The 24680-nt window shown below is 71.4% G+C and carries 28 protein-coding genes and 1 riboswitch; of the genes, 17 read left to right on the plus strand and 11 right to left on the minus strand.

Going from position 1 to position 24680, the window contains the following annotated elements; translation table 11 throughout:
• Nucleotides 1-135: 135 nt before the first annotated feature.
• A riboswitch (cobalamin riboswitch) is annotated at nucleotides 136-267 on the minus strand.
• Between the two features lie 170 nt (nucleotides 268-437).
• Entirely contained in the window at nucleotides 438-668 is a 231-nt protein-coding gene (locus tag ACF1B9_RS03330; RefSeq protein ID WP_376275408.1) for a hypothetical protein, read from the minus strand.
• Nucleotides 669-690: 22 nt separating this feature from the next.
• The gene (locus tag ACF1B9_RS03335) at nucleotides 691-1956 is read right to left on the minus strand and encodes an anion permease (protein ID WP_391739807.1); all 1266 of its coding nucleotides are present in this window, start codon (nucleotides 1954-1956) and stop codon (nucleotides 691-693) included.
• Nucleotides 1957-2219: 263 nt separating this feature from the next.
• Here ACF1B9_RS03335 and ACF1B9_RS03340 point away from each other — a divergent pair, with 263 nt between their 5' ends.
• The 3 genes from ACF1B9_RS03340 (at nucleotide 2220) to ACF1B9_RS03350 (ending at nucleotide 5583) form a co-directional block, all read left to right on the plus strand.
• Entirely contained in the window at nucleotides 2220-2879 is a 660-nt protein-coding gene (locus tag ACF1B9_RS03340) for a class II aldolase/adducin family protein (protein ID WP_391739806.1), read from the plus strand.
• 80 nt (nucleotides 2880-2959) lie between these two features.
• A complete protein-coding gene (locus ACF1B9_RS03345) occupies nucleotides 2960-4087 on the plus strand; it encodes an alpha/beta hydrolase (protein ID WP_391739805.1) in 1128 nt (375 codons plus the stop codon).
• 185 nt (nucleotides 4088-4272) lie between these two features.
• The gene (locus ACF1B9_RS03350; RefSeq protein ID WP_391740091.1) at nucleotides 4273-5583 is read left to right on the plus strand and encodes a hypothetical protein; all 1311 of its coding nucleotides are present in this window, start codon (nucleotides 4273-4275) and stop codon (nucleotides 5581-5583) included.
• A gap of 49 nt (nucleotides 5584-5632) precedes the next feature.
• Here the strand turns inward: ACF1B9_RS03350 and ACF1B9_RS03355 are convergent, their stop codons facing one another.
• Nucleotides 5633-6046: a VOC family protein gene (locus tag ACF1B9_RS03355; protein ID WP_391739804.1), complete on the minus strand. Its 414-nt coding sequence runs from the start codon at nucleotides 6044-6046 to the stop codon at nucleotides 5633-5635.
• Nucleotides 6047-6339: 293 nt separating this feature from the next.
• Here ACF1B9_RS03355 and ACF1B9_RS03360 point away from each other — a divergent pair, with 293 nt between their 5' ends.
• The 3 genes from ACF1B9_RS03360 (at nucleotide 6340) to ACF1B9_RS03370 (ending at nucleotide 9440) form a co-directional block, all read left to right on the plus strand.
• Nucleotides 6340-7938, plus strand: a complete 1599-nt coding sequence (locus ACF1B9_RS03360) for an ABC-F family ATP-binding cassette domain-containing protein (protein ID WP_391739803.1) — start codon at nucleotides 6340-6342, stop codon at nucleotides 7936-7938.
• 342 nt (nucleotides 7939-8280) lie between these two features.
• Nucleotides 8281-8502, plus strand: a complete 222-nt coding sequence (locus ACF1B9_RS03365; protein WP_018518904.1) for a helix-turn-helix domain-containing protein — start codon at nucleotides 8281-8283, stop codon at nucleotides 8500-8502.
• A gap of 146 nt (nucleotides 8503-8648) precedes the next feature.
• Nucleotides 8649-9440, plus strand: a complete 792-nt coding sequence (locus ACF1B9_RS03370; RefSeq protein WP_391739802.1) for an enoyl-CoA hydratase/isomerase family protein — start codon at nucleotides 8649-8651, stop codon at nucleotides 9438-9440.
• A gap of 52 nt (nucleotides 9441-9492) precedes the next feature.
• Here ACF1B9_RS03370 and ACF1B9_RS03375 read toward each other — a convergent pair whose 3' ends face one another.
• Nucleotides 9493-10197 carry a hypothetical protein gene (locus tag ACF1B9_RS03375; RefSeq protein ID WP_391739801.1) on the minus strand — a complete coding sequence of 235 codons (705 nt, stop codon included), beginning with the start codon at nucleotides 10195-10197 and terminating at the stop codon, nucleotides 9493-9495.
• A gap of 91 nt (nucleotides 10198-10288) precedes the next feature.
• Here ACF1B9_RS03375 and ACF1B9_RS03380 point away from each other — a divergent pair, with 91 nt between their 5' ends.
• Genes ACF1B9_RS03380 through amaP form a run of 5 tightly spaced genes read left to right on the plus strand, consistent with a single transcriptional unit; the run spans nucleotide 10289 to nucleotide 12597 of the window.
• Nucleotides 10289-10756 (plus strand): Asp23/Gls24 family envelope stress response protein, encoded by a 468-nt coding sequence (locus tag ACF1B9_RS03380; RefSeq protein WP_391739800.1) that lies wholly within the window; start codon nucleotides 10289-10291, stop codon nucleotides 10754-10756.
• Nucleotides 10757-10788: 32 nt separating this feature from the next.
• A complete protein-coding gene (locus tag ACF1B9_RS03385; RefSeq protein ID WP_391739799.1) occupies nucleotides 10789-10980 on the plus strand; it encodes a hypothetical protein in 192 nt (63 codons plus the stop codon).
• Nucleotides 10977-11330, plus strand: coding sequence for a hypothetical protein (locus ACF1B9_RS03390; RefSeq protein WP_391739798.1), 354 nt, complete (start codon nucleotides 10977-10979; stop codon nucleotides 11328-11330). Before ACF1B9_RS03385 ends, ACF1B9_RS03390 begins: the two co-directional genes overlap by 4 nt.
• Nucleotides 11327-12013, plus strand: a complete 687-nt coding sequence (locus ACF1B9_RS03395) for a DUF6286 domain-containing protein (protein ID WP_391739797.1) — start codon at nucleotides 11327-11329, stop codon at nucleotides 12011-12013. Before ACF1B9_RS03390 ends, ACF1B9_RS03395 begins: the two co-directional genes overlap by 4 nt.
• A gap of 5 nt (nucleotides 12014-12018) precedes the next feature.
• On the plus strand, nucleotides 12019-12597 hold the full coding sequence (gene amaP, locus ACF1B9_RS03400; RefSeq protein ID WP_391740089.1) for an alkaline shock response membrane anchor protein AmaP: 579 nt from the start codon (nucleotides 12019-12021) through the stop codon (nucleotides 12595-12597).
• Nucleotides 12598-12678: 81 nt separating this feature from the next.
• Here the strand turns inward: amaP and ACF1B9_RS03405 are convergent, their stop codons facing one another.
• From ACF1B9_RS03405 to ACF1B9_RS03430, 6 genes are all read right to left on the minus strand, one after another.
• Entirely contained in the window at nucleotides 12679-13434 is a 756-nt protein-coding gene (locus ACF1B9_RS03405) for an SDR family oxidoreductase (RefSeq protein ID WP_391739796.1), read from the minus strand.
• Nucleotides 13435-13439: 5 nt separating this feature from the next.
• The gene (locus ACF1B9_RS03410; RefSeq protein ID WP_391739795.1) at nucleotides 13440-15239 is read right to left on the minus strand and encodes a glycoside hydrolase family 15 protein; all 1800 of its coding nucleotides are present in this window, start codon (nucleotides 15237-15239) and stop codon (nucleotides 13440-13442) included.
• A gap of 114 nt (nucleotides 15240-15353) precedes the next feature.
• The gene (locus ACF1B9_RS03415) at nucleotides 15354-16169 is read right to left on the minus strand and encodes an SURF1 family protein (protein ID WP_391740087.1); all 816 of its coding nucleotides are present in this window, start codon (nucleotides 16167-16169) and stop codon (nucleotides 15354-15356) included.
• A 72-nt stretch (nucleotides 16170-16241) separates the two neighbouring features.
• Nucleotides 16242-16475, minus strand: a complete 234-nt coding sequence (locus ACF1B9_RS03420; protein WP_072482991.1) for a hypothetical protein — start codon at nucleotides 16473-16475, stop codon at nucleotides 16242-16244.
• Nucleotides 16476-16538: 63 nt separating this feature from the next.
• Complete coding sequence (locus ACF1B9_RS03425) at nucleotides 16539-17537, minus strand: DEDDh family exonuclease (protein ID WP_391739794.1); 999 nt, start codon at nucleotides 17535-17537, stop codon at nucleotides 16539-16541.
• Nucleotides 17538-17566: 29 nt separating this feature from the next.
• Nucleotides 17567-18241 carry a TetR/AcrR family transcriptional regulator gene (locus ACF1B9_RS03430; protein ID WP_391739793.1) on the minus strand — a complete coding sequence of 225 codons (675 nt, stop codon included), beginning with the start codon at nucleotides 18239-18241 and terminating at the stop codon, nucleotides 17567-17569.
• Nucleotides 18242-18508: 267 nt separating this feature from the next.
• Here ACF1B9_RS03430 and ACF1B9_RS03435 point away from each other — a divergent pair, with 267 nt between their 5' ends.
• The 6 genes from ACF1B9_RS03435 to ACF1B9_RS03460 all read left to right on the plus strand — a co-directional run bounded on the left by ACF1B9_RS03435 (nucleotide 18509) and on the right by ACF1B9_RS03460 (nucleotide 23949).
• Nucleotides 18509-19309: an acetoacetate decarboxylase family protein gene (locus tag ACF1B9_RS03435; protein WP_391739792.1), complete on the plus strand. Its 801-nt coding sequence runs from the start codon at nucleotides 18509-18511 to the stop codon at nucleotides 19307-19309.
• The gene (locus ACF1B9_RS03440) at nucleotides 19306-20190 is read left to right on the plus strand and encodes an SDR family NAD(P)-dependent oxidoreductase (RefSeq protein ID WP_391739791.1); all 885 of its coding nucleotides are present in this window, start codon (nucleotides 19306-19308) and stop codon (nucleotides 20188-20190) included. Before ACF1B9_RS03435 ends, ACF1B9_RS03440 begins: the two co-directional genes overlap by 4 nt.
• A 10-nt stretch (nucleotides 20191-20200) precedes the next feature.
• On the plus strand, nucleotides 20201-21478 hold the full coding sequence (locus ACF1B9_RS03445; protein WP_391739790.1) for an amidohydrolase family protein: 1278 nt from the start codon (nucleotides 20201-20203) through the stop codon (nucleotides 21476-21478).
• Nucleotides 21478-22713, plus strand: a complete 1236-nt coding sequence (locus ACF1B9_RS03450) for an amidohydrolase family protein (RefSeq protein WP_391739789.1) — start codon at nucleotides 21478-21480, stop codon at nucleotides 22711-22713. Before ACF1B9_RS03445 ends, ACF1B9_RS03450 begins: the two co-directional genes overlap by 1 nt.
• Nucleotides 22714-22738: 25 nt before the next feature.
• The gene (locus ACF1B9_RS03455; protein ID WP_391739788.1) at nucleotides 22739-23452 is read left to right on the plus strand and encodes a VIT family protein; all 714 of its coding nucleotides are present in this window, start codon (nucleotides 22739-22741) and stop codon (nucleotides 23450-23452) included.
• Nucleotides 23453-23790: 338 nt separating this feature from the next.
• Nucleotides 23791-23949, plus strand: a complete 159-nt coding sequence (locus ACF1B9_RS03460) for a hypothetical protein (RefSeq protein WP_391739787.1) — start codon at nucleotides 23791-23793, stop codon at nucleotides 23947-23949.
• Nucleotides 23950-24016: 67 nt separating this feature from the next.
• Here the strand turns inward: ACF1B9_RS03460 and ACF1B9_RS03465 are convergent, their stop codons facing one another.
• The gene (locus ACF1B9_RS03465) at nucleotides 24017-24601 is read right to left on the minus strand and encodes a TerD family protein (RefSeq protein WP_351083685.1); all 585 of its coding nucleotides are present in this window, start codon (nucleotides 24599-24601) and stop codon (nucleotides 24017-24019) included.
• Nucleotides 24602-24680 lie beyond the last annotated feature (79 nt).

Raw genomic sequence — 24680 nt, forward strand, 5'->3', positions numbered from 1 at the left:
GGCCGACGCGCCTCGAAGGACCTTCGTACAGGCGGCTCTCGACGAGAGCGCCACAGCAGCGGACGCACGGCAGCCAGGCATGGCGATATGTCCTCACTCAGGGTCCGCGCCCTGGTTCGACGTGACCGGCGACGAGAGTCTCCTGGCTCCCGGATCCGCAGTTCCCCCGGCCTTCCAGCCCGCTCGCGCGCGCCGTGACTTCCGGTGTGGGGGACTGCTCCCCGGTGACAGTGGCGGGACCGCGCCGGATTCGCACCGGCTTCCTCTGCTGTCGCCGTAATTGGCTCCGGCAGTCCACCACGCTCCGCGAACGCCCGTCAACTTGCCGTTGACCTGCGACGGCGCAGTGTGCTGAGGCACACATCGGGCCGGGCACGCCGGAACGGGCCGGGCACACGAGGTGTGTCCGGCCCGTCGGGGAGTGCGCGGGGGAGGGCTCAGGCGACGATCAGATAGATCCCGTACGCGACCGCCGCCGCGCACAGCCCGAAGCAGATGTACGCGCCGGCGCGGGCCAGCAGCAGTGAGCCGCCGGAGCCGCCCTGCGCCGCCGGTTCGGGCTGCTTGGAGAGACCGACGATGCCCAGGGTGAAGAGACCCACCAGCGCGACGGTGACGACGAGGGAGACGCCGAAGACGGAGCCGAGGGCTGCCCAGTCGATGTTCATGCTGAATCCTTAGACGGCTGGCCTAGACGGTGGCGGGTCGCGCCGGGTCCTGGGGGGTTCCGGCCGGGGCCGGAATGGTGGTCTTGAGGTCCTGGGCCGTCGCCTGGGCCGCGGTGGGCGGCGGGCTGACGGCGGCGATGGCCGTGGTGATGACGCCCGCGGGCTCGGCCACGCCGTCCGCCGGCGCGACATCGCCGTGGCCGACCGGCTTGCGGCGCGACACCAGCCAGATCGATCCGGAGCCCGCGACCAGCAGCGCCGCGACGACGACGACACCCCAGGTGCCCTGCTTGGTGAGGAGTTCCGCGCCCGCGCCGACCAGACCCGCGGCCGGCAGGGTCAGACCCCAGGCGACGAACATCCGGGTGGCGGTGGACCAGCGGACCACACCGCCCTGACGGCCGAGGCCCGCGCCCATCACGGCGCCGGAGCAGGACTGGGTGGTGGAGAGGGAGAAGCCGAGGTGCGAGGAAGCCAGGATGACCGTGGCCGCGCTGGTCTGGGCGGCGAAGCCCTGCGGCGGCCTGAGGTCGGTGAGGCCGCTGCCCATGGTGCGGATGATGCGCCAGCCGCCCAGGTAGGTGCCGAGGGCGATGGCCGTACCGGCGGCGACGATGACCCAGACCGGCGGGTTGGCGCCGGGGTGCAGGACGCCGCCGGTGACCAGGGCCAGGGTGATGATGCCCATGGTCTTCTGCGCGTCGTTGGTGCCGTGGGCGAGGGAGACCAGTCCGGCCGAGGCGATCTGACCGGCGCGGTAGCCCTTGGCGGTGGCCTTCTCCTGGGCGTCGTTGCGGACCTTCCCGCCGATCCGGTACGTCAGCCTGGTGGCCAGCAGCGCGGCCAGGCCGGCGACGATCGGGGCGGCGACGGCGGGGAGCAGCACCTTGGTGACGACCGTGCCGCCGTTGACCGACGACCAGCCCGCGGACATCACGGCGGCACCGATCAGGCCACCGAACAGGGCGTGCGAGGAGCTGGACGGCAGTCCGACCAGCCAGGTCAGCAGATTCCAGAGAATGGCGCCGACGAGTGCCGCGAAGATGACTTCTGTCCGCAACCCGTCCTCGTTGATGATCCCGCCGGAGATCGTCTTGGCGACCTCCACGGACAGGAACGCGCCGACGAGGTTGAGAACGGCGGACATGGCCACCGCTGTCTTCGGTCTGAGCGCACCGGTCGAGATGGTCGTCGCCATCGCGTTGGCGGTGTCGTGGAAACCGTTCGTGAAATCGAACACTAGAGCTGTCACGATCACAATCGCGAGGAGCAGCGTGATGTGTTCCATTTACCCAGGCAATCGTTCGACGTCATTGGCACGTGGACCGTAGGCAACCTGGGTGAACGGAAGATGAACTGAGAAGGGCGCTGTGGTGACTCGAAGCGGAGTCGGGTCACGCTGTTCGTCCTCCCCGGTGCGGCACGCGCCGGGGGCGGGGCCTCAAGGGGGCTGATTTCGGCCCCCGGCACCCCTTTTGTGAACTTCACCGGTTTGTGACTTCTGTGGCCGATCGCATGTCCGTCCGGCATCCGGGCTGACAGGATCTCCGCATGAGCGATCAGCAGCGGGACGCGATCGGACGGGCCTGGGACGCGGTCGTCGCCACCGCCTGCAGGACGGCGGCGGACGGCCTCGTCGTGGGAACCTCGGGAAACGTGTCGGCCCGGGTCGGCGGGACGGTCCTGGTCACCCCCAGCGGAGTGCCGTACGAGAGGCTCGGCCCCGAGGATGCCATCGGCGTCGACCTGGAGGGCAACCGGGTCCTCGGCGAACTTGCCCCGACCAGCGAACTCCCGCTCCATCTCGCGGTGTACCGGAACAGCGACGCGGCCGCTGTCGTGCACACCCACGCGGTGCACGCCACGGCCGTCTCCACCCTGGTCCCCGAGGTGCCCCCGGTCCACTACGCCGCCGCCATGCTCGGCGGCACCGTCCGGGTCGCGGCCTACGCGCGCTACGGAACCGAGGAGCTGGCCGAGAACATGCTCGCCGCCCTGCGGGACCGCACGGGCTGCCTGCTCCAGAACCACGGGACCGTCACCCACGGAGCCACCCTCGAAGAGGCGTACGACCGGACCGCCCAGCTGGAATGGCTCTGCCGGCTCTGGCTCGCCGCGAGCTCCGTACCCGGACGGACCCCGAACCTCCTCTCCACGGCCCAGCTGCGCGATGTACAGGAAGCACTGAAGGGGTACGGACAGCCGGGCTGACGCGGCCTGTCCCGCCCCGCCGGGCCACCGGACGGCCCCGTCCGCTGGCAGGGTGCGCAGCACCCCACGACACTGGAGCCGTGCGCCCGGCAACAGTCACGGCAGCAGCCGTCACCACGATCCTCGGCGTCGGTGCGGCAGCGGTCGCCGCCGGCCGGTACGCCAGCGACGCCGCCCTCAGGGCGCCGTCCGGACGACCGCTCCCCGCCGACCGCAGACTCACCGTGCACGCCACGGCCGCCGGGCAGATCACTCTGACCCGCTCCTTCGCCGCCCTGCGGCCGGGTACGTACGGACTGGTGGGCGACGACCTGCACGCCGTGGTCGGCCCGGTGATCGAACACGCCCACCACGCCCCCGACACCGTCGTCCGCAGACTGGAACGCGTCGACCGGGGCAGCCTGGAACCCGGCGCCAAGGTCCGGATCACCCCGCAGCTGCACAGCGGCGACCCCTCCTCGGCCCTCGGCCTCGAACACGAGGAGGTCGAGATCCCCGGTGAACTCGGCACCCTGCCCGCCTGGTTCCTGCCCGGCCCCCGCGACACCTGGGTGATCACCGTGCACGGACTCGGGACCACCTGGGAACACCCCATGAACGTCATGGGGTTCCTGAACGATCTGCGTCTGCCCGTGCTCGATCTCGCCTACCGCGGCGACGCCGGGGCCCCGCGTTCCCCCGACGGCCTCGCCCATCTCGGCGAATCCGAATGGCGCGACCTGGACGCGGCGATCCGCTTCGCCGTGCGGTACGGGGCCGAGAAGGTCGTCCTGTACGGCTGGTCCACCGGCGCCTCGATGGCACTGCACGCGGCCGTCAACTCCGCGCTGCGCGACCGGATCGGCGGTCTCGTCCTCGACTCCCCGGTCCTGGACTGGGCCGCCACGCTGCGCGCCCTGGCCACCGCCCGCGGTGTCCCCGCCGCGTTGCTGCCCCTCGCCGTCCGGGCCGCGCAGGGGCAGACCGGGCTGCACGGCGCCCGGCTCCTGGACGGCTCCCTCGCATCGGCGCTGCGTGCCCCGACCCTGATCTTCCACGGCCCGGACGACACCCTGGCCCCCTGGCAGCCCTCCCGCGATCTCGCCGCCCGTCGCCCGGAACTCGTGGCGCTGCACGCCGTACCGCAGGCTCCGCATGCGGCGATGTGGAATGCCGATCCGGTCCACTACGAGGAGATCCTGCGCCGCTTCCTCACACCTCTGATGTGAGCTGATGCGAGGGATCGGCCGATTGGTGCCGGAGCCGGCCCGGCACCCCTCCGCCCGCGAATTCAGGTTCCGTTTGGGCTTTCGGGCCGTCAGGGGCAAGACTGCTCCCCGTGACGTCCCGTACTCCGCGCGACTCCAGGCTGCGACTTGTCCGCCCGCGACCCCTTGCCACCGCTCGCAAGGCCGTGACCACCCGGCGCACCAGGCCGGCCCCGCGCCCCCCGGAGGGCACCCCACCCCGGGCGGAACTGGCCCGCCAGGCCAGGACGGCCCTCGCCGACGCCGTACGGATCGCCCGCTGGGCGGCGGACGGCGTGATCCCCGGCGCTCCGCCGACGGCCGCCCATGCTCTCGAACGGGCCGCGACGGCCCTGGAGTTGTCCCCGGCCCAGGTGCGCTCCGGCTGGGACCGGGCCCGCCTCGCCGGACTCGTCGAACTGCACGGGGGCACCGCGCGTCCCGGTTGGCGGCTGCGCGCCTGGGACCGCGACGACTCCGCCGTGCTGCGCGGCTGGGTGGCGCTCTTCGACGCCTGGTCGCTCGTCCATCCCGCGCCCGACGGCATCGAGTCGACCGCGGTCGCCGAGGCCGTCGAGGCCGTGCCGCAGGTGCTCTCCCTCCTCCAGCTCTCGGCCGGCCCGGTCACCGTGCCCGCCCTCCTGGACCTTCTCGGCCAGCGCGTCGCGGAACTCCACGAGGAACGCTGCGAGGTGCCGTACGGACCGGAGGCGGTGCCCGGACCGGCCGAAGCCGCCCCCGCGGCACACCCCGCCGCCCTGGTCGCCCTTCTTCTGGACTGGGCCCTGGAGGGGCTGGCCGCCGTCGGTGCGCTCACCCTGGGCGCCGGGCACGCCACCCTCACCCCGCTCGGCAACTGGGCGGTCTGGGTCAAGCTGGAACAGATCTGCGTGGCGGCCCAGAGCCCGGCCGGGAACATCGAGCAGTCCGCCGCCGACATGCTCCTCGGCTGCGCCCGGCTCACCCCCGGCCCGGCCCGCGACGAGTACCGCGCCTGGCTCGCCGCCCGCCCCGTCGGCAGCGCCGTCGCCGAACTCCTCGCCGTCGCCCGGGGCGAGGACGCGCTGCTGCGCGGGCTCGCCTTCGAGGCGCTCCGGGTCGTGGGCGCCCCCGCCGAACCCGAGGTGCGCTCCGTCGCCGACGATCCCTCGCTGCGCCCCTACGCACTGCTGTGGCTGGCCGAGTACGAGGGAACCGACCCCGAGGACGCCCAGGACGTCCTCAGCCGGGAGGAGGCCACCTGGCTCTGGGTGGACACCGCCGCGGCCGTCGCCGACCACGGGGAGTCCGGGCTGCTGGTCCGCCATCTCGACTCGGCCGTCCAGGGCACCGTCCCGGCGCTGCTGGACGAGGTACGGGCTGTCGGACACCCGCGCACCGTGCAGGTCCTGGTCGCCCTGGCCGCCGCGCACCCGGACCCCGCGCTGGCCAAAGCGATGCGCCGCGCCGCGTTCCAGGTGCACACGGGCGGCGCGTAGCGCGGGTGTGTCCGCGCCGGACGGGCCCGGTCCAGGGCCCGTCCGGCCGTCAGCCGGCCGACCCCGGTGCGTACGTCCCGAAGCTCCACACATTGCCCTCCGCGTCCCGCGCCATGTAGTCGCGCGAGCCGTAGTCCTGGTCCGTGGGCGGCATCAGGATCTCCACCCCGTGCTCCACGGCACGGGCGTGATGCGCGTCGACCTCGTCCACCACGACGTAGACACCGGCCGGGCCCGCGTCCCGCATCGCCTTGGCGAAGACACCCTCACGCCCCTTGGATCCCAGCATCACCCTGCCGTTGCCGCAGGACAGCTCCGCGTGGAGCACCTGGCCGTTCTCACCCTCGTACACCGCTTCCTGGGTGAAGCCGAGGCCCTCCGTCAGCGTCTTGATCGCGGCCTTCGCGTCGTCGTACAGAATCGTCGGATAGATCGTCGGAACGCCGGTCGGTGCGCCTGCCATGGCGCTCACCTCTTCCCGTACTCCATGAACCGTTTCCCTGAATTCTGTGATCCGCGTCTCAGATCTGGTCCCAGTCTTCCATCGGCCACCGACAACGGCCCGGCCGTCGCGCGGTGGAGTGGGGCGGCAGCGCCGAGCCAGTCCCGACAAGTGCCCTGGACTCATGCAGAAAAGCAGTTGCACACCGCCAGTAGACTGACCCCCATGGCAAATCTCCCTGTGCATGAGTAGCGGCGTCGAGTCGAACTCAGTCATCGTCCCGTCCGCCGTCCACACCGCCCTGGAGTTTTACCGTGATCACCGCTTCCGGCATCGAGCTGCGCGCCGGCGCCCGCATCCTCATCGAGTCCGCCTCCTTCCGTATCTCCAAGGGTGACCGGATCGGCCTCGTCGGCCGCAACGGTGCGGGCAAGACCACTCTCACCAAATGCCTGGCGGGCGAGGGCAGCCCCGCGGGCGGCAGCATCACGCGCTCCGGCGAGGTCGGCTATCTCCCGCAGGACCCGCGCACCGGTGACCTCGACGTGCTCGCCCGGGACCGCATCCTCTCCGCCCGCGGTCTCGACGAGATCCTGCGCAAGATGCGTGAGAACGAGGAACGGATGGCGAACGGCAAGGGCGCCACCCGTGAGAAGGCGATGAAGAAGTACGAGCGCCTGGAGACGGAGTTCCTCACCAAGGGCGGTTACGCCGCCGAGGCCGAGGCCGCCACCATCGCCGCCGCGCTCAGCCTGCCCGACCGGGTGCTCGGACAGCCGCTCCACACGCTCTCCGGCGGTCAGCGACGCCGCGTCGAGCTGGCCCGCATCCTGTTCTCGGACGCCGACATCCTGCTGCTCGACGAGCCGACCAACCACCTCGACGCCGACTCGATCGTCTGGCTGCGCGACTACCTCAAGACCTACCGCGGCGGCTTCATCGTGATCTCCCACGATGTCGAGCTCGTCGAGACGGTCGTCAACAAGGTCTTCTACCTCGACGCCAACCGCTCGCAGATCGACATCTACAACATGGGCTGGAAGCTCTACCAGCAGCAGCGAGAGGCGGACGAGAAGCGCCGCAAGCGCGAGCGGCAGAACGCCGAGAAGAAGGCCGCGGCCCTCAACTCGCAGGCCGACAAGATGCGCGCCAAGGCCACCAAGACCGTCGCCGCGCAGAACATGGCCAAGCGTGCCGAGCGGCTGCTCTCCGGCCTGGAGGCCGTCCGGGTCTCCGACAAGGTTGCCAAGCTCCGCTTCCCCGAGCCCTCGCCGTGCGGCAAGACCCCCCTGATGGCGGAGGGTCTGTCCAAGTCGTACGGCTCGCTCGAAATCTTCACCGATGTGGACCTCGCCATCGACAAGGGCTCCCGGGTCGTCATCCTCGGCCTCAACGGCGCGGGCAAGACCACGCTGCTCCGGCTGCTCGGCGGTGCCGAGAAGCCCGACACCGGCGAGGTCATCGAGGGCCATGGGCTCAAGCTCGGCTACTACGCCCAGGAGCACGAGACCCTCGACCCGGAGCGCACCGTCCTTGAGAACATGCGCTCCGCCGCGCCGGATCTGGACCTCGTCGAGGTCCGCAAGACGCTGGGCTCGTTCCTCTTCTCCGGCGACGACGTCGACAAGCCCGCCGGAGTCCTCTCCGGCGGTGAGAAGACCCGTCTGGCGCTCGCGACCCTGGTGGTCTCCTCCGCCAATGTGTTGCTCCTGGACGAGCCGACGAACAACCTCGACCCGGCCAGCCGCGAGGAGATCCTCGGCGCGCTGCGCACGTACAAGGGCGCCGTCGTCCTCGTCACGCACGACGAGGGGGCGGTCGAGGCCCTCCAACCGGAGCGGATCATCCTGCTGCCGGACGGGGTCGAGGACCTGTGGGGTGCGGACTACCGGGACCTGGTCGCCCTGGCCTGATCCCCGTCCGGTCACCGTCTGATCCACTCCGAATGGATCATTCGGCCTACGCGTGATCCATCATCTGCGTGAGTACGTCTCGTACCTCGGCGCGGCGCCCGGCAGATGGCTGCCGGGCGCACCCGTTCGGGGCCGGCGATCCCCGTGTGGCCCTGACCTGGCGGTTCATCCCTGGCTGGTCCCCACCCTTCTCCACAGCCCCACGGAATGCGGGATTCCGGTCGTGTAGGCCCGTTCCTCAGGCGGTAATCCGGTGGCACGGACCTTGCCGAATGGGTGGCCAGGAAGCCCCCGAGGGGTGATCATGAGAGTCCAGAGCGCACTTCCCATGAGGAGGCACGGGTGGCCGAGACTCTGAAGAAGGGCAGCCGGGTTACCGGCGCCGCGCGCGACAAGCTCGCGGCAGACCTGAAGAAGAAGTACGACTCCGGTGCGAGCATCCGGGCGTTGGCCGAAGAGACCGGCCGCTCCTATGGATTCGTCCACCGGATGCTCAGTGAGTCCGGAGTCACGCTGCGTGGACGCGGCGGAGCGACACGAGGCAAGAAGGCCGCCACGGCCTGACGGCCCTCGGCGGATCGGGGCAGGGCCGTCAGGCCCGTCCCGGGGCTCACCGGTTTCGGCGGTGCCCACCCGGTCGATCGTGATGTCGATCGGGTGGTTACTGTTCAGTCACTTAGCTGCTGACCGACCTGAACCGGAGGGGCTCCATGACCTCGCTCGACTCTGTGCTCGACCAGGACGGCGTACGACTCACCGTCGATGACGCGGTTGCCACGGTGACCCTCACCAATCCGGCCAAGCGCAACGCTCAGTCCCCCGCTCTGTGGCGGGCGTTGACGGAGGCCGGACGGGCGCTGCCCGGCAGTGTGCGGGTCGTCGTGCTCCGTGGCGAGGGCCAGTCCTTCTCCGCGGGTCTCGACCGGCAGGCGTTCACCCCCGAGGGGTTCGACGGCGAGCCGTCCTTCCACGACATGGCGCGCGGCCCGGAGTCCGAGCTCGACGCGACCATCGCCGAGTACCAGGAGGCGTTCACCTGGTGGCGCCGCAACGACATCGTGTCGATCGCGGCCGTCCAGGGGCATGCGATCGGTGCCGGATTCCAGCTCGCTCTCGCCTGCGATCTGCGGATCGTCGCCGAGGACGTGCAGTTCGCCATGCGTGAGACCAGCCTCGGTCTCGTCCCCGACCTCACCGGCACCCACCCCTTGGTGCACCTGGTGGGGTACGCCCGCGCGCTCGAGATCTGTGCCACGGGCCGCTTCGTGCACGCCGAGGAGGCCGAGCGCACCGGACTGGCCAACCTCGTGGTCCCCGGCGACGAGCTGGACTCCGCGGCCCGCGACCTGGCCGGCGCGCTGCTGGCCGCCCCGCGCGACGCGGTCGTGGAGACCAAGGCGCTGCTGAGCGGCGCCGTCTCCCGTGGCTACGAGGAGCAGCGCACCGCCGAACGCGCCGCGCAGGGCCGGCGACTGCGCGACCTGGCGGGCATCACCGACTGAGCACCGACGACCGCCGTTGCCGGGCGGGCCCGGTTCTCCGCCCGTCCGGCGATCAGTCCCGCCCCACCACCGCCGTGACCAGCACCGCGACCGAGGGGTTCCCGTCCACCGCGGCCGCCACCGCGCCGCGCACCGCACGTGCCACGTCGAGCGCCCGATGGTCCGGATCGGTCGCCAGCTCCACCCGCACATGATCGGGCCCGGTGTGCACGGCATCGCCCAGTACCCGGGTCAGCGTCACGACACCGGGAACAGCCGCGGCCGCGATCCCCGCCGGCCCCTGCGGGCTCGCCGTGGGCACCCCGGCCGGTGCGGGCGCCCGCACCGGCCGGGCCGGGGTGTCCAGCAGTTCCGTCACCCGAAGATCGGCCCCGGCGACCACCAGACCCAGCCGCTGCCCGGCCGCCGTCAGCAACGCCGAGCGCAGCGCGGACGCCGCCGCGGGCAGCGGCCGGTCGGACATCGCCGACATGGTCGCCTCCATCCACAGCGGCCCCGGCGGCAGCCCGCTCGGCGGCGGTTCCACCTCCGGGGCCGGGGCCCCGTCCGGATCCGCCACCCGGATCCTGAGCTCCCCGAGCACCGGACCGGGTACCGGTCCGCCCACCGCGTCACGCAGCACCGCCACCGCGGCCCGCTCCGAGATCCATGCCCCGTCCGCCGGGCCGCCCAGTGGAAGCAGCCGGCCCGGTCCGAGCCGTCGCCGAACCGCCGCCGTCCACCCGTCGACCCCGTGCGGGCTGTCAGCCGTCGTCATTTCCCCAGCCTGCCGCATCCACGGCGCGAGATGGGGAAAGCGCACCTAATGTGGGCAACGAGTCCTACCTGCCCCGAAGGGAAGAGTGACGATGACCGAGACCCCACAGCGGAACCGTCCCAACAGCCCCGACAAGGAATCGAGCCCGCTCATCAAGCGCGGCGGCGGAGACCCCGCCACCCGTGGCCGCACGACCATCGCCGACGGCGTGGTGGAGAAGATCGCGGGAATGGCAGCCCGTGACGTGGTCGGCGTCCATGCGATGGGCAGCGGCTTCGCGCGTACGTTCGGGGCGGTGCGCGAACGGGTTCCGGGCGGAGGCAAGTCCGTCACCCGGGGGGTCAAGGCGGAGGTCGGCGAATCGCAGACAGCCCTCGACCTGGAGATCGTCGTCGACTACGGAGTGTCGATCGGCGATGTCGCCCGGGACGTACGGGAGAACGTCGTTGCGGCGGTCGAGCGGATGACGGACCTCGAAGTCGTCGAGGTCAATATCGCGGTCAGCGATGTGAAGCTGCCCGACGAGGAAGAAGAAGAGCCCGAGCCACGTCTCCAGTAGGCCTCTGACGCGAGGCGGTTGAGGAGCACAGGATGAACATGGCTGTGGTCGGCCTGGTGGCCGGCATGGCACTCGGATTCGCCGGATACTTCGGGGGATTCGGGGCCTTTGTACTGGTGGCCGCGTTGGGGGCGATCGGCTTCGTCGTGGGTCGCTTCCTGGAGGGCGACCTGGAGCCCGGCGACTTCTTCCGGGGTCGCGAGCGCGGCGACCGACGGCGGTGACGGGGTTGAGCGGCCGGGTGGCCGCCGGTGAGCGCGGGGAGACCAGGATCGCCGACCGGGTGGTCGCGAAGATCGCCGCACAGGCGGCGAAGGAGGCGATCGACGAACCGCCGGAGGAGGGCGCCTCGCCGCGTGCCACGGTCACGGTGCACCGGGGCGCCGCCCGGGTGCGGGTGAGCCTGGAGCTCGGATACCCCACCGACATCGGCCGCCAGTGCGGCGTGGTGCGTCGGCACGTCGTCGAGCGGGTGATGGCGTTGGCCGGAATGGAGGTGCCCGAGGTCGCCGTACGGGTCGAGCGCCTGTATCCGACGGGAGCGGGTGTCGCGGCACGGGGGAGGGTCCGATGACGGAGCCCCAGGACCCGGAACACGGCACAGGACGGCCGCCCACCGCCCGGCCCGTCGAACAGAGGGACCTGCTCGGACTCGACCAGTCCGCCTCCTCCGCGGCGTACGACCCGGTGCCCGTCCGGCAGGACGGCGACGGCAGGGCGGGCCGCTTCTGGTCCGCGCGCCGCATCCCCGCGGCGGTCCTCGCCCTGGTGGTCCTCGGCGCCACCGGTCTGCTGCTCTACGACGTGGCGGCGGTACGGGCCGACCGCCCCGCGATGAGATGGCGCCGCACACTGGCCGACGAACTCGCCCACCGGCCGCTGGACGACGTCTGGGTGCTGGCCGGCGCCGCGGCCGCCGTGGCGATCGGGCTGTGGCTGCTGGTGCTCGCCGTCACCCCAGGACTCCGCGCCGTGCTGCCGATGCGCCGCGACCGGCCCGGAGTACGGGCGGGACTCGACCGGCCCGCGGCGGCTCTGGCCCTGCGCGACCGGGCCGTCGAGATCTCCGGTGTGCAGTCGGTACGGGTCCGGATGAGCCGGACCAGGGCCGTGGTGCGTGCGGTGTCGCACTTCCGCGAGCTCGACGACGTGCGGGCCGATCTGGACACCGTGCTCGCGACCGGCATCAAGGAGTTGGGGCTGGCCAGGCCGCCGCGACTGTCCGTGCATGTCCGCCGTCCCACGAGAAAGGGGTGAGCCCGTTGCTCAGGACCGTCAACCGGATACTGCTCGGCCTGGCCGCGGTGGTGCTGGTCTGCGTCGGCGGTGCGGTGCTCGCCGCCGGGCTCGGTCTCGCCGTGCCGTCCTGGTGGCCCTGGTACGGCAGGAGCGATGTGCTCCTCAGCGAGGCCGACCGGGACCGCTGGCGCGGCGAGGGCTGGTGGTGGCCGACGGTGATCGCGGCCCTCGCGATCGTGGTCGTCCTCGCCCTGTGGTGGCTGCTGGCCCAGCCGCGCCGGGCCCGCCTCGCCGAGGTGCTGGTGGACAGCGGTGACGGCGAGGGCGCGCTGCTCAGGGGCCGGGCCCTGGAAGGAGCGCTCGCCGACGAGGCGGGAAACCTGGACGGCGTGGCCCGAGCCCAGGTCGTGCTGACCGGCCGGCGCAGTTCACCGCACGCCAGGATCCGTCTGCTGATGGAGCCGCACGCGGCGCCGGAGGAGACGCTCGGCCGCCTCGGCGACGAGGCGCTGGCCCATGCACGGGATTCCGCGGGGCTGGCGCAGCTGCCGGCCGAGGTGCGGTTGAGGGCGGTCAAGCACCGTGCGGAAAGGGTGAGTTGACCGGCCGCGCGACGGCTGTCCGCGATGACCGGACGGGGACGAGGAGAGTGCCCCGTCCGGTCATCGGCGCAGCGGCCCGGTTCAGAAGCCGTGCCGGGAGCCGCCGTCGATCGGCAGCATGACGCCCGTCAGATACGACGCCGCGGGCGAGAGCAGGAACGCAGCGGTCCGGCCGAACTCATCCGGCGTGCCGTAGCGCCGCAGCGGAATACCTGCCTCATTGGCCGCACGAGAGGCTTCCGCATCGCCCGAGAGCGCATCCAGCTCACGCATCCGGTCCGTGCCGATCCGGCCCGGCAGCACGCCCACCACCCGGATGCCCCGGGGGCCGAGCTCGTCGGCCAGGGACTTGGCGAATCCGGCCAGACCGGGGCGCAGACCGTTGGAGATCGTCAGCCCGGCGATCGGCTCGTACACGGAGCCGGAGAGCACGAAACCGATGACGCCGCCCTCGCCGAGCGTGGCCGCCGCGGCCCTGGCCAGGCGCACCGCGCCCAGGAACACCGACTCGAAGGCAGACTGCCACTGCTCGTCGGTGTTGTCGGCGACGAAGCCGGGCGCCGGCCCGCCGACGCTGATCAGAATGCCGTCGAGCCGTCCGAAGCGTTCGTGCGCGCCGTCCACCAGGCGCTGCGCGGAGGCGGGGTCGCCGTTGTCGGCGGCGACGCCGACGGCGTCCGGCCCCAGGTCGGCGGCGGCCGACTCGGCGCGCTTCTCGTCCCGACCGGTGATGATCACCCTCGCGCCGTCCTCGGCCAGCGCCCGAGCGGTGGCGTTGCCCAGCCCCCGGGTCGCTCCGGTGACGATGTACACACGGTCCTTCAGTCCAAGATCCATGGGGCCTATCCTGCCGTGCTGCCCTCCAGCGTGTCCTCCCCGGCCAGCGCCATGGCGGTGCCCACCAGTCCGATATGGCTGAACGCCTGCGGGAAGTTGCCGAGCTGCCGCTGCCCGACGATGTCGTACTCCTCGGCGAGCAGACCCACATCGTTGCGGAGTGTCAGGAGCTGCTCGAAGAGTTCTCCGGCCTCCTCGGCGCGCCCGGTCAGGAGCAGGGCGTCGGCCAGCCAGAACGAGCAGGCCAGAAAGGCTCCTTCGCTGCCGGGCAGCCCGTCGATCGAGGAGCCGTCCGTGCTGTAGCGGCGGACCAGGCAGCCGCTGCCCAGCTCCTCCCGGACCGCGTCGACCGTCCCGATCATCCGGGGATCGTCCGGCGGCAGGAAACCGCTCCGGGCGATCAGCAGCGTGGCGGCGTCCAGATTCCGGGAGCCGTAGGACTGGGTGAAGGTGTTCCGTACCGGGTCGAAGCCCTTCTCGCACACCTCCCGGTGCACGGCGTCCCGCATCGCCCGCCACCGGTCCGCGTCGCCGGCCAGCGAAGGGTTCTTCTCCAGGGAGCGCACGGCACGGTCGGCGGCGACCCAGGCCATCACCTTGGAGTGCACGAAGTGGCGGCGCTGGCCACGGATCTCCCACAGGCCCTCGTCCGGCTCGCGCCAGGCCGACTCCAGGAAGCCGAGCAGGCTGAGCTGCAGATTCCAGGCGTGCGGCCTCTCGTCCAGACCCGCCTCGCGCGCGAGCCGCAACGAGTCGATGACCTCGCCGTACACATCGAGTTGGCGCTGGCGGACCGCTGCGTTGCCGATCCGGACCGGGGTGGAGTTCTCGTAACCGCTCAGCCACGGGAGCTCCGACTCGGGCAGCCGGCGCTCGCCCGCCAGGCCGTACATGATCTGCAGATCGGCCGGGTCCCCGGCAACGGCCCGCAGCAGCCAGTCCCTCCAGGCGGCGGCCTCCTCCAGATAGCCGGCCGAGACGAGGGCGCCGAGGGTGAGCGTGGAGTCCCGCAGCCAGCAGTAGCGGTAGTCCCAGTTCCGTACGCCGCCGATCTCCTCGGGCAGCGAGGTGGTGGGAGCCGCCACGATGCCGCCGGTCGGGGCGAAGGTGAGCGCCTTCAGCGTGATCAGCGAACGGATCACCGCCTCCCGGTACGGGCCCCGGTACTTGCACTGTGCGGACCACTCGGCCCAGTCGGACAGAGTGTTCTCCAGGGCTTCGAACGGGTCGACGAGATCGGGGCGGGGCGAGTGGGAGGGGTGCCAGGTCAGGACGAACGCCACCCGCTCGCCGGTGGAAATGGTGAACGACGAGCAGGTGGAGAACTGCTGGCCCCAGGTCTTGACCGGCGGTTCGCTGCGCAGCCAGGCGGAATCCGGTCCCGCGACCGCCACCCGGTGCCCCTCTGAGCGGCGCACCCACGGCACGACCGTGCCGAAGTCGAAGCGCAGCCGGATCACGGAGGTCATGTCGACGGTGCCGCTGATGCCCTCGACGATCCGCATGACATCGGGTTCCTGGTCGCGCTGCGGCATGAAGTCGATGACCTTGACCGTGCCGGTACGGGTCACCCAGTACGTCTCCAGGACGAGGGAGTCACCCGCATAGCGGCGCCGGGTGCAGGAGTCGGCGCCCTTCGGGGCGATCCGCCAGTGGCCGTTGTCCTCGTTGCCGAGGAGGGCCGCGAAACAGGCGCCCGAGTCGAAGCGGGGCAGACAGAGCCAGTCCACGGAACCGTTCCTGCCGACCAGGGCGGCTGTCTGCAGATCGCCGATGAGGGCGTAGTCCTCGATGCGTGGGGTCACGTTCTGGCGTGTTCCCGAACCTGGACCCCGTTAAGCAGTTCCTGTCCCACGAGAAGCGGGGGGTCACGCCGACGCAGAGCCCGGACGGTCCGGCCGGCAGCCGCAGGGCCGGGCTCAGGCCTTCGCGGGTTCCGGCTGCTGCGGGCCGGACGTCTCCCGCTCCTCGGCGGCGGCCTTGGCCGCGGCCTCCGTCCGGTCGCGCTTCTCCCTGCGGGCGAGGACCACGAAGCCGACCGGAACACCGGCGGCGAACAGCCACCACTGCACGGCGTACGCCATGTGCGGGCCGATCGAGCCGTCGTCGGGGGAGGCGATCAGTTCCGGGGAGCCGCCGGCCGGCTCGGGGCCGGTCTGCTCGATGTACCCGCCGAGCACCGGCCGGGAGAGCCTCTTGGCCTCCTGCGAGCTGCTGATCAGCATCACCTGGCGATCCGGCAGGTCCGAGATGTCCTTGATGCCGCTGGCACTCGTCGTCTCGTCGGCCTTGAGCCGTCCGGTGACGGTCACCTCGCCCCTGGGCGCGGCGGGCACGTGGGGGAAGGCGCGCTGACTCTCGGCGGAGGGCACCCAGCCGCGATTGACCAGGACCGTGCCGCCGCCCTTGAGGTCGAGCGGGATCAGGACGTGGACACCGATCCGGCCGTCGGTGGAGGTCCTGCGGCGTACGACCACTTCGTGCGCGGTGTCGTACGTACCCGTGGCGGTCACCGTGCGCCAGTAGTCGGAGCGCGGAACCGTGTGGCCCGGGGAGGTGAGCGAGGCGACAGGAACCGGTCTCGCCTTGAGGTTGCGGGAGATCAGTGCGTTCTGCGCGACCTTGTGCTCATGCCGGTGCAGCTGCCAGAACCCCAGCTCGATCATCGTGGGAATCAGCACGAGGGAGAGGAGGGCGAGGATCAGCCACTGCCGGGTCAACAGGAAGCGGTACACCCCATGACGGTACAACTGCGTCATGGGGTGCATCGCGCAGGGGTGGGGGAAGGGGGCGCGGCGGCCGGTGGGTCAGACTTTGTCGATGATGCCCACCTTCCCCTCGGCGCGGGCGCAGTGACCGCCGCAGAACCAGTGCCCGTCGACCTCGACACCCTGGCCGATGATCTGGACCCTGCAGTGTTCACAGATGGGCGCCATGCGGTGAATGGCGCAGGAGAAGCAGTCGAAGACATGCACGGCGCCCTGCGCGTGCACCTCGAAGGACATGCCGTAGTCGTTTCCGCAAACCTCGCAACGTGCCATGCGCCACAGGGTGGGACGCCGGAGCCGCGGCGGGCGAGCGGCGGGCGGGCGAGTCGCCCCGGTTCACTCCGATGACGGCGCGGCCGGCTGCGTCCGGGCCGGCGCCACATCGCGCAGCAGATGCGTGAAGGCGCTCTCGTCCAGGACGGGGGTGCCGAACGACTTCGCCTTCACCGTCTTCGACGTCGCCGAGTCCGGGTCGTTGGTGACGAGCAGACTGGTCAGCCGGGACACGCTGGTCGCCACATGCAGCCCGGCCTCCACGGCCCGGTCCTCCAACAACTCGCGGTCGACGGAGGTGTCCCCGGAGAACGCGACCCGCATGCCCTGCATGAGGGGTTTGTCCTTCTCGTACCGTCCGGGGTTCGGATACGGGCACGCCGGACGCTTGCGCGAGGGACGCCAGCTGGTGTGACCGTACGAAGGCTGGTACCCGATCCGGGGCGTGACCGGGGAGTCCGACCACTCGGTCAGCGGCCGGCACTCCAGCAGCGGCAGCCGCACCCCGCCCCGCGCCGCCGCGTGCAGACTCGGCCGGAACGCCTCGGCCAGCACCCTGGCGTCGTCCAGCGCGTGGTGGGCGCGCTGCTGCACGACCCCGAAGTGCGCGGCCAGCGACTCCAGCTTGTGGTTGGGCAGCGGCAGCCGCAGTTCCTTGGAGAGGGCGATGGTGCACAGCCGGTGCTCGACGGGGGCGGTGACCGAGGCCCGTGCGTACTCCCGGGCCAGCATCGACCAGTCGAAGGCCGCGTTGTGCGCGACGAGCACACGGTCCGCGAGCCGTTCGGACAGTTCGGCGGCGATCTCCGGGAAGAGCGGAGCGCCTTCGAGGACGTCGCTGGTCAGTCCGTGGATCCAGACAGGACCGGGATCACGCTGGGGGTTGACGAGGGTGTACCAGTGGTCCTCGACATCGCCCTGCGCGTCCAGGCGGTAGACGGCGGCGGACACGATCCGGTCGTCCCGTGCGAGTCCGGTGGTCTCCACGTCGACGACCGCGTACCCCTGCGGGTACGCGGTCGGCCACGGTGCTGCGGTCTGGCGGTCGTCGAGCATGGTCACAGAGAATACGGGCCGCGACTGACAGTCTCCTATTCGGCCGCCTCCCGCTCCGGCGCGGAGGTTCCGGGGCGCGAGGCGTGCTGTACGGGGCCGGCCAGCAGCCCCGCCACCAAGGCCCGTACGGAATCCGTGAACAGCCGGTCCGGATCTGCGGGCCGGGCCAGTGCGCGGGCCAGTGCCGGGTCGTCCTCCGAGGCGGCCACGGTCCACAGATCGCCCTCGCCGGGGGACTGCACGGGGGAACGCTCGCGGTTGCGTTCGACGAGCAGGAAGCCGACGGTGTGGAATTGCACCGCCCGGACCGCGGCGGCCGCCCGCGCCCCGCGCAGCCCCGCGGCGTGCACCTCGCGGACGAGGGCCTGCTGCGCGGGGAGGAACATCCGCTCGGTGAGGCCCCGTTCATGGACCATCGCGATCAGATGCGGACGGGCCCGCAGTTCACGGCGCAGACCGCGGGCGACGGAGACGATGCGGGACGCCGGGGTCCGGCCGGCGGGGCGGAGGGTGCCCATCTCCCGCACGGTGCGCTCGACGAGGGCGTCCAGCAATGACTCGCGGTTGCCGACGTGCCAGTAGATCGACGTGACCGCCGTGCCGAGTTCGGCGGCGAGCCCACGCATGGTGAGGGACTGCGAGCCGTGTCGCCTCACCAGGGCGGCGGCCGTTTCCAGGACCTCTTCGCGGGTCAGTGACGATCGCGGCACAGTGCTCCTTGACTTCCGAACTCCGTTACGTGCACGTCTATTTACCCTTCATCGACGACGGTGTAACTGTGTTACAGAACCCTATGGAAGGCCCGGACGCGAAGACGCGAAGACGCGAAGACGCGAAGACGCGAAGACGCGAAGACGCGAAGACGCGAAGACGCGAAGAAACGAAGACGAGAAGTCACGGAGTCACGGAGTCACGGAGACACGGAGAACCGATTCACGGCCGACCGGTCCACGGACGGCCGAGAAGGGTGGTACGGCATGGCACGTGTACGGTACGGCGCGCGCACCACGGCCGAGATCGCGGCGGCCCGCGCGGCCCGCTCCAAGCTCCCCGACATCTGGTCCACCGGTGTGGTGGCCCTCTGGGAGAGCGACCCCGACGCGGTGGCGGCCGTTCTCCCGCCGCCCCTCGAACCCGCCGGACGCCCGCTGGTCCGGGCCAACATCAGCACGGTCGAACTGCCCGGTTATCCACTCGGCGCGGGCTCCGTCTCCGTCGCCGCCGTCCATGACGGGCACGAGGGCTGGTATCCGCTCGTCATGCCGATGACCCATGAACGGGCGCTGATCGGCGGCCGTGAGGTGTTCGGCGAACCGAAGAAGCTCGGTGAGGTGACCGTCGAACGCGACGGTCTCGTCGTCCGTGCCGCACTCGCCCGGCACGGGATCGCGTTCGTCGAGGTGCGCGGCGCGGTCGGCGGACCGCTTCCGTTGCCGGAACCGACGGCCAAGCTCGACTTCTATTTCAAGTTCCTGCCCGCCGTGGACGGCGAGGGCTTCGACTCCGCCCCCGTCCTGATCCACTGCACCCGCCACGAGAAGGTCCGCAGGCTGGAGAGGATCTCGGGCGACGTGGTGCTGCGCGAGTCGGTGTACGACCCGGTCGCTGACCTCCCCGTGCGCCGGCTGGTCGACCTCACCATCGGCGAGAAGACCAGCGACCAGCGGGGCGAAGCCGTGCGGCGGGTGAGCGCCGAGGCGCTGCTGCCGTACATCCACCAGCGTTACGACGACCCGCAGCAGATCCATGACGGCCCGCCGGAAGGGAGTGCCCGATGAGGCTGGAGGAGGGCCAGGTCGCCGTCGTCACGGGTGCGGCGAGCGGCATCGGCCTCGCGCTGGCGCGCAGGTTCGCGGCCGAGGGGCTGAAGGTCGTCCTCGCCGATGTGGAGGAGGGCGCGCTGGAGAGGGCGGCGGACGAACTGCGCCGGGAGGGCGCGCGGGTGCTGGCCCGGGTCGTCGACGTCGGCGAACGGGAGTCCGTACAGGCCATGGCCGAAGCCGCGTACGACACCTTCGGCGCGGTGCACGTGCTGTGCAACAACGCCGGTGTCGGCTCCGGGGCCGAGGGTCGGATGTGGGAGCACGAGCCGAACGACTGGAAGTGGGCCTTCGCCGTCAACGTGTGGGGTGTCTTCCACGGCATCCAGGCGTTCGTGCCCCGCATGATTGCGGACGGCGGCCCGGGGCACGTCGTCAACACCTCGTCCGGCGACGGCGGGATCGCCCCGCTGCCGACCGCCTCCGTGTACGCGGTCACCAAGTCCGCCGTCGTCACGATGACCGAGTCGCTGTACGCGCATCTGAAGGCGGAGGGGGCGGCGGTCGGCGCCTCGGTGCTCTTCCCCGGCCCGCACATGCTCCGCACCGGGCTGTGGGAGTCGCACCGCAACCGGCCCGAGCGGTACGCCAAGGAGCGCCCGCGCAGGACCCCGTACCGCAGCCTCGACCAGTGGGAGTCCGCCATGCGGGAGGCGGGCCACGAGGTGGAGTTCACCCCGGTCGAGGACGTCGCGCAGACCGTCGTGGACGGGATACGCGCCGACCGTTTCTGGATGCTGCCGGAGAGCGAGCACAGCGACCGGCAGATCCGCGCCAGGTCGCAGTCGATGCTCGACCGGGCCGAACCGTCGTACCTGGAGAGTTTCATACTCGACTGAGGAGCGAGCGATGACCGACGACCCGTACCTGATCATCTCCTCCGACTGCCACGCCGGACTTCCCACCGAGGAGTACCGGCCCTATCTCGACCCCCGTTTCCACCGGGACTTCGACGACTTCCTCGCCGGCCGCGACCGCCGCCGCGAGGAGATGACCCGCCTCGGCGTACGCAACGAGGCCTTCGCGGACAAGTGGTTCCATGACAACGAGCAAGGCCTGAAGGGCGGTTGGGACGCCGCCCGGCGCCTGAAGGAACTGGACGGCGACGGGGTGGCGGCCGAGGTCGTCTTCCCGGACGCGGACGCCGTCGACAGCCGGACCGCCGCCCCGTTCGGTGTGGGCCTCGGGCTCTCCGGCGACCAGGACCCGGAGCTGGGCATGGCCGGCGCGCAGGCCCACAACCGCTGGCTCGCCGACTTCGTCTCGCAGAACCCCGAACGCCACTGCGGGGTCGCCCTGTTGCCCGTCACCGGCGAGGTCGACCGGGTCGTCGCGGAGATCCACCGGGCGAAGGAGTCCGGGCTCGGCGCGCTCATGATCCCCTCCATGTGGGTGGACAAGGCCCCGTACCACGACCGACGTTACGACCCCGTGTGGGCGGCCGCCGCCGAGACGGCCATGCCGGTCGTCACGCACTCCGGAGCGGCCCCGCGCCACGAGTACGGGGACCACCTCGGCATCTATGTCTCCGAGGTCACCTGGTGGCCGTCCCGCCCGCTCTGGTTCCTGCTCTGGTCGGGGGCCTTCGAACGCCACCCCGGGCTGCGGTTCGGGGTCGCCGAGTCCGGCTGCTGGTGGCTGCCGAATCTCCTCTGGTTCATGGACCGGCTCTATCTCGGTGCCCACGGCGGAAAGAAGCTCTCGCCGTTCGCCGAACTGAGGCGGCCCCCGCACGAGTACCTCGACCGCCAGGTCTTCGTCTGCGCCACCAACACCAAACGCCGCGAACTCGCCCAGCGGTACGAGATCGGCGTCGACAACATCCTGTGGGGCAGCGACTTCCCCCACCCGGAAGGCACCTGGCCGAACACCGCCCAGTGGCTGCGCGACACCTTCCACGACATCCCCGTCGCCGAGACCCGCCGCATGCTGGGCCTCGCCGCCGCGGACGTCTTCGGCTTCGACACGGCGAAGCTCGCCCCGATCGCCGAGCGCATCGGTCCCACCCCCGGCGACCTGGGCCAGAGCCCCGACCAGACAGCGGTCGAGGCGTCCTGGGCGCGGTCGCGCGACGTGGGCCGGCACTGGCTGACCGGCCACGACTTCCCGGTCCTGGGGGCCGGCTGATGGACCGTCGTTCGGATCGCTACACCGTCATCTCCGCCGACTGCCACGCCGGAGCCGACCTCCTCGACTACCGGTCGTACCTGGAGACGAAGCACCACGACGACTTCGACGCGTGGGCGACGGCCTACGTCAACCCGTACGAGGACCTCCTCGCCGACACCGCCGACCGCAACTGGAACTCCGCACGCCGCGTCACGGAGCTGGAGGCGGACGGCATCGTCGCGGAGGTGGTCTTCCCCAACACCATCCCGCCCTTCTTCCCCTCCGCCGCCCTGATGGCGCCCGCGCCCTCCCGGGCCGAGTACGAGCAGCGCTGGGCGGGTCTGCGCGCCCACAACCGCTGGCTCGCCGACTTCTGCGCGCAGGCGCCGGGCCGGCGCGCGGGTGTCGCGCAGATCCTCCTCAACGATCCCGAGGAGGCCGTCCGAGAGGTCCGCCGCACCAAGGAGGCGGGCCTGACCGGCGGCATCCTGCTGCCCGGTGCTCCGCCCGGCTCCGGCATCCCGGAGCTGTACTCCCAGGTGTACGACCCGCTGTGGGCGGTCTGCGCGGAACTCGACGTACCGGTGAACCACCACGGCGGCTCGGCCTCCCCGCCGCTCGGCGACGAACCGGCGGCCCGTGCCGTCTTCATGGTGGAGACGACCTGGTTCTCGCACCGGGCGCTGTGGCACCTGGTCTTCGGCGGGGCGTTCCGCCGCCATCCCGGACTGAAACTCGTCCTCACCGAACAGGGATCCGGCTGGATCCCTGGTGTGGTGGAGATGCTGGACTACTACCACGGCCGACTGGTGGCGGCGGCCGGACGGGCCGCCACCGCCGAGTCCAAGTTCGGTGCGGGCCTTGCCGCTTCCATGGGTGCGAGCCCGAGCGAGGTGTGGCGCGACAACTGCTACGTCGGCGCCAGCTTCATGCGACCGCACGAGGTGCCGCTGCGGGACCGGATCGGCCTCGACAAGATCATGTGGGGCAGCGACTACCCGCACGACGAGGGCACCCATCCGTACTCCCGGGAGGGCCTGCGGATCGCGTACGCGGGCCTGCCGCCCTCCGAGGTCGCGGCGATGACCGGCGGCAACGCCGCCCGTGTCTACGGCTTCGACCTGGCCGCCCTCGACCGTATCGCCGCGACCGTCGGCCCGACGGTGGACGAGATCGCTCAACCCCTGAAGGAGGCCCCGTCCGACGCGACCAGCCCCGCCTTCGCGCCCGGCGGGTCGGTACGCGTCTGGTGACGGGGCAGGGTGAGACCATCCGCGGGTGACGGGTACCCAGACGCATGACGAAGCACACGACAACGGCCTCGGCGCGCGGCTGAACTGGCTGCGCGCCGCGGTCCTCGGCGCGAACGACGGTGTGGTCTCCACCGCCGGCCTGGTCGTCGGCGTGGCCGGCGCCACCGGCGACCGCGCCACCCTGCTCACGGCGGGCCTGGCCGGACTGCTGGCCGGGTCCATGTCGATGGCGGCGGGCGAGTACGTCTCGGTGTCCACCCAGCGCGACTCGGAACGGGCCGCGCTGGCCATGGAGAAGCGGGAGCTGGCCGACACTCCGGAGGCCGAACTTGTCGAACTCACCGGCCTGTTGGAGGACAAGGGGCTGAGCCGGGAGGTCGCCCGCGAGGCCGCGCTCCAGCTGACCGAACGCGACGCACTCCGCGCCCACGCCGAGGTGGAGCTGGGCATCGACCCGGACGAGCTGACGAACCCGTGGCACGCGGCGGGCGCGAGCTTCCTGGCCTTCACGGTGGGCGCGCTGCTGCCGCTGCTGGCGATCGTGCTGCCCCCGGCGCCGCTGCGACTGATCGTGACCGTGGTGTCGGTACTGGCGGCGCTGGCACTGACGGGCTGGTGGAGCGCCCGTCTGGGCGAGGCGGCGGCAGGACCCGCGGTGCTGCGGAACATGGGCGGGGGAGCGATGGCGATGGCGGTCACGTACGCGGCAGGGGAGTTGTTGGGGGCGGTGGGGGGCTGACGGTCTTCTCGTCCGGACCGGGTCGGATCGGCGAGCAGGGCCCGTGCCGCGGACACGACCTAGGCTCGCGGCGTGACCAACCACCGGACTTCCTGTTCCTGCTGCGGCGACGCCCTCACGGACGAGCGGCGCATCGACGTCGGATTCAACCTGCCCGACGCCGCCCTCGCCGCACCCGAAGAGGCCCGGCACCGGCTCGGTCCCTCCGCGCTGCTCCGGGTGGACGGCGTCGGCTCCTTCATCCGCTGGCCCACGACCTGTGGGAGCACCATGACTACGCGGATCTCGCCTTCAGCGGGAGGCTCGCCAACAAGATTCGCCCCTGGGGCGACGAGCTGTTGGGCGCCCCGTTCATCGCACAGGTCGCCGACCCCGAGGAGCTGCCCCATCTCGTCGCCGCCCAGGACCCGGCGGCCGCCCGCGTCCTGGCGGACACCTGGGACCGCGACACGGCATCCAGCGGGTCCGGCTCTCGTACCGCACGGGGGCGGCAGTAGTGCCCCGGCGGCGCGGGCCGTGTCCCAGGGCCCGGGCGCCACTCGGACGCCCGGCCCCGGGGACGTACTACTTGCTGACGGCGAAGCGCATCAGGGCATGCTCGTCGCCCTGCTTGATCTTCCCCGTCACATTGATCACTTCGAGTTTCCACGTGTCGCCGAACCGCACGGCCTTCGCCACCGCGCAGCCGTTGTCCTGGGTGAGCAGGCTGGGCCATATGTCGGCGACCTGCTGCGAGCTCCCCCCGGTGGCGTCGTAGACCTTGAAGCTGATGTTGCGGGCCTTCTGGAAGGAACTGCCCTTCTTGAAGGCGGCAGCGACGAACACGATCGACGTGATGTTGCGCGGGATGCGCGCGAACTCGACCGTGACGGTCTCGTCGTCGCCGTCCCCGCGCCCGGTCTGGTTGTCGCCGCTGTGCACCAGGGAGCCGTTTCCCATGGGGTCCAGCGAGTCGAGGCCGGCCAGGCGCACCGGGTCCCCGTCCTGCGTGGCGACGGCGATCAGGTCGAGGTCCGTTCCGGCCTTGCGGCGGAGCAGGCCCATGACACCGCCGCTGCTGCCGGCCGTGGGGTCCCAGGACACGCCGATGGACAGATGGGTCACTCCGTCCAGGTCTGCGGGACCGTCTTCCTTGGTGAGTGTGATCATGCGCGGGCCATCCTTCTGTCACGGGTACTACAACACGCAGAGTGTGCCTGGCGCCTCGGCGGTTCCATGCGACGGGTCC

Source organism: Streptomyces sp. NPDC014727, assembly GCF_043083485.1.
Classification (GTDB): Bacteria; Actinomycetota; Actinomycetes; order Streptomycetales; family Streptomycetaceae; genus Streptomyces.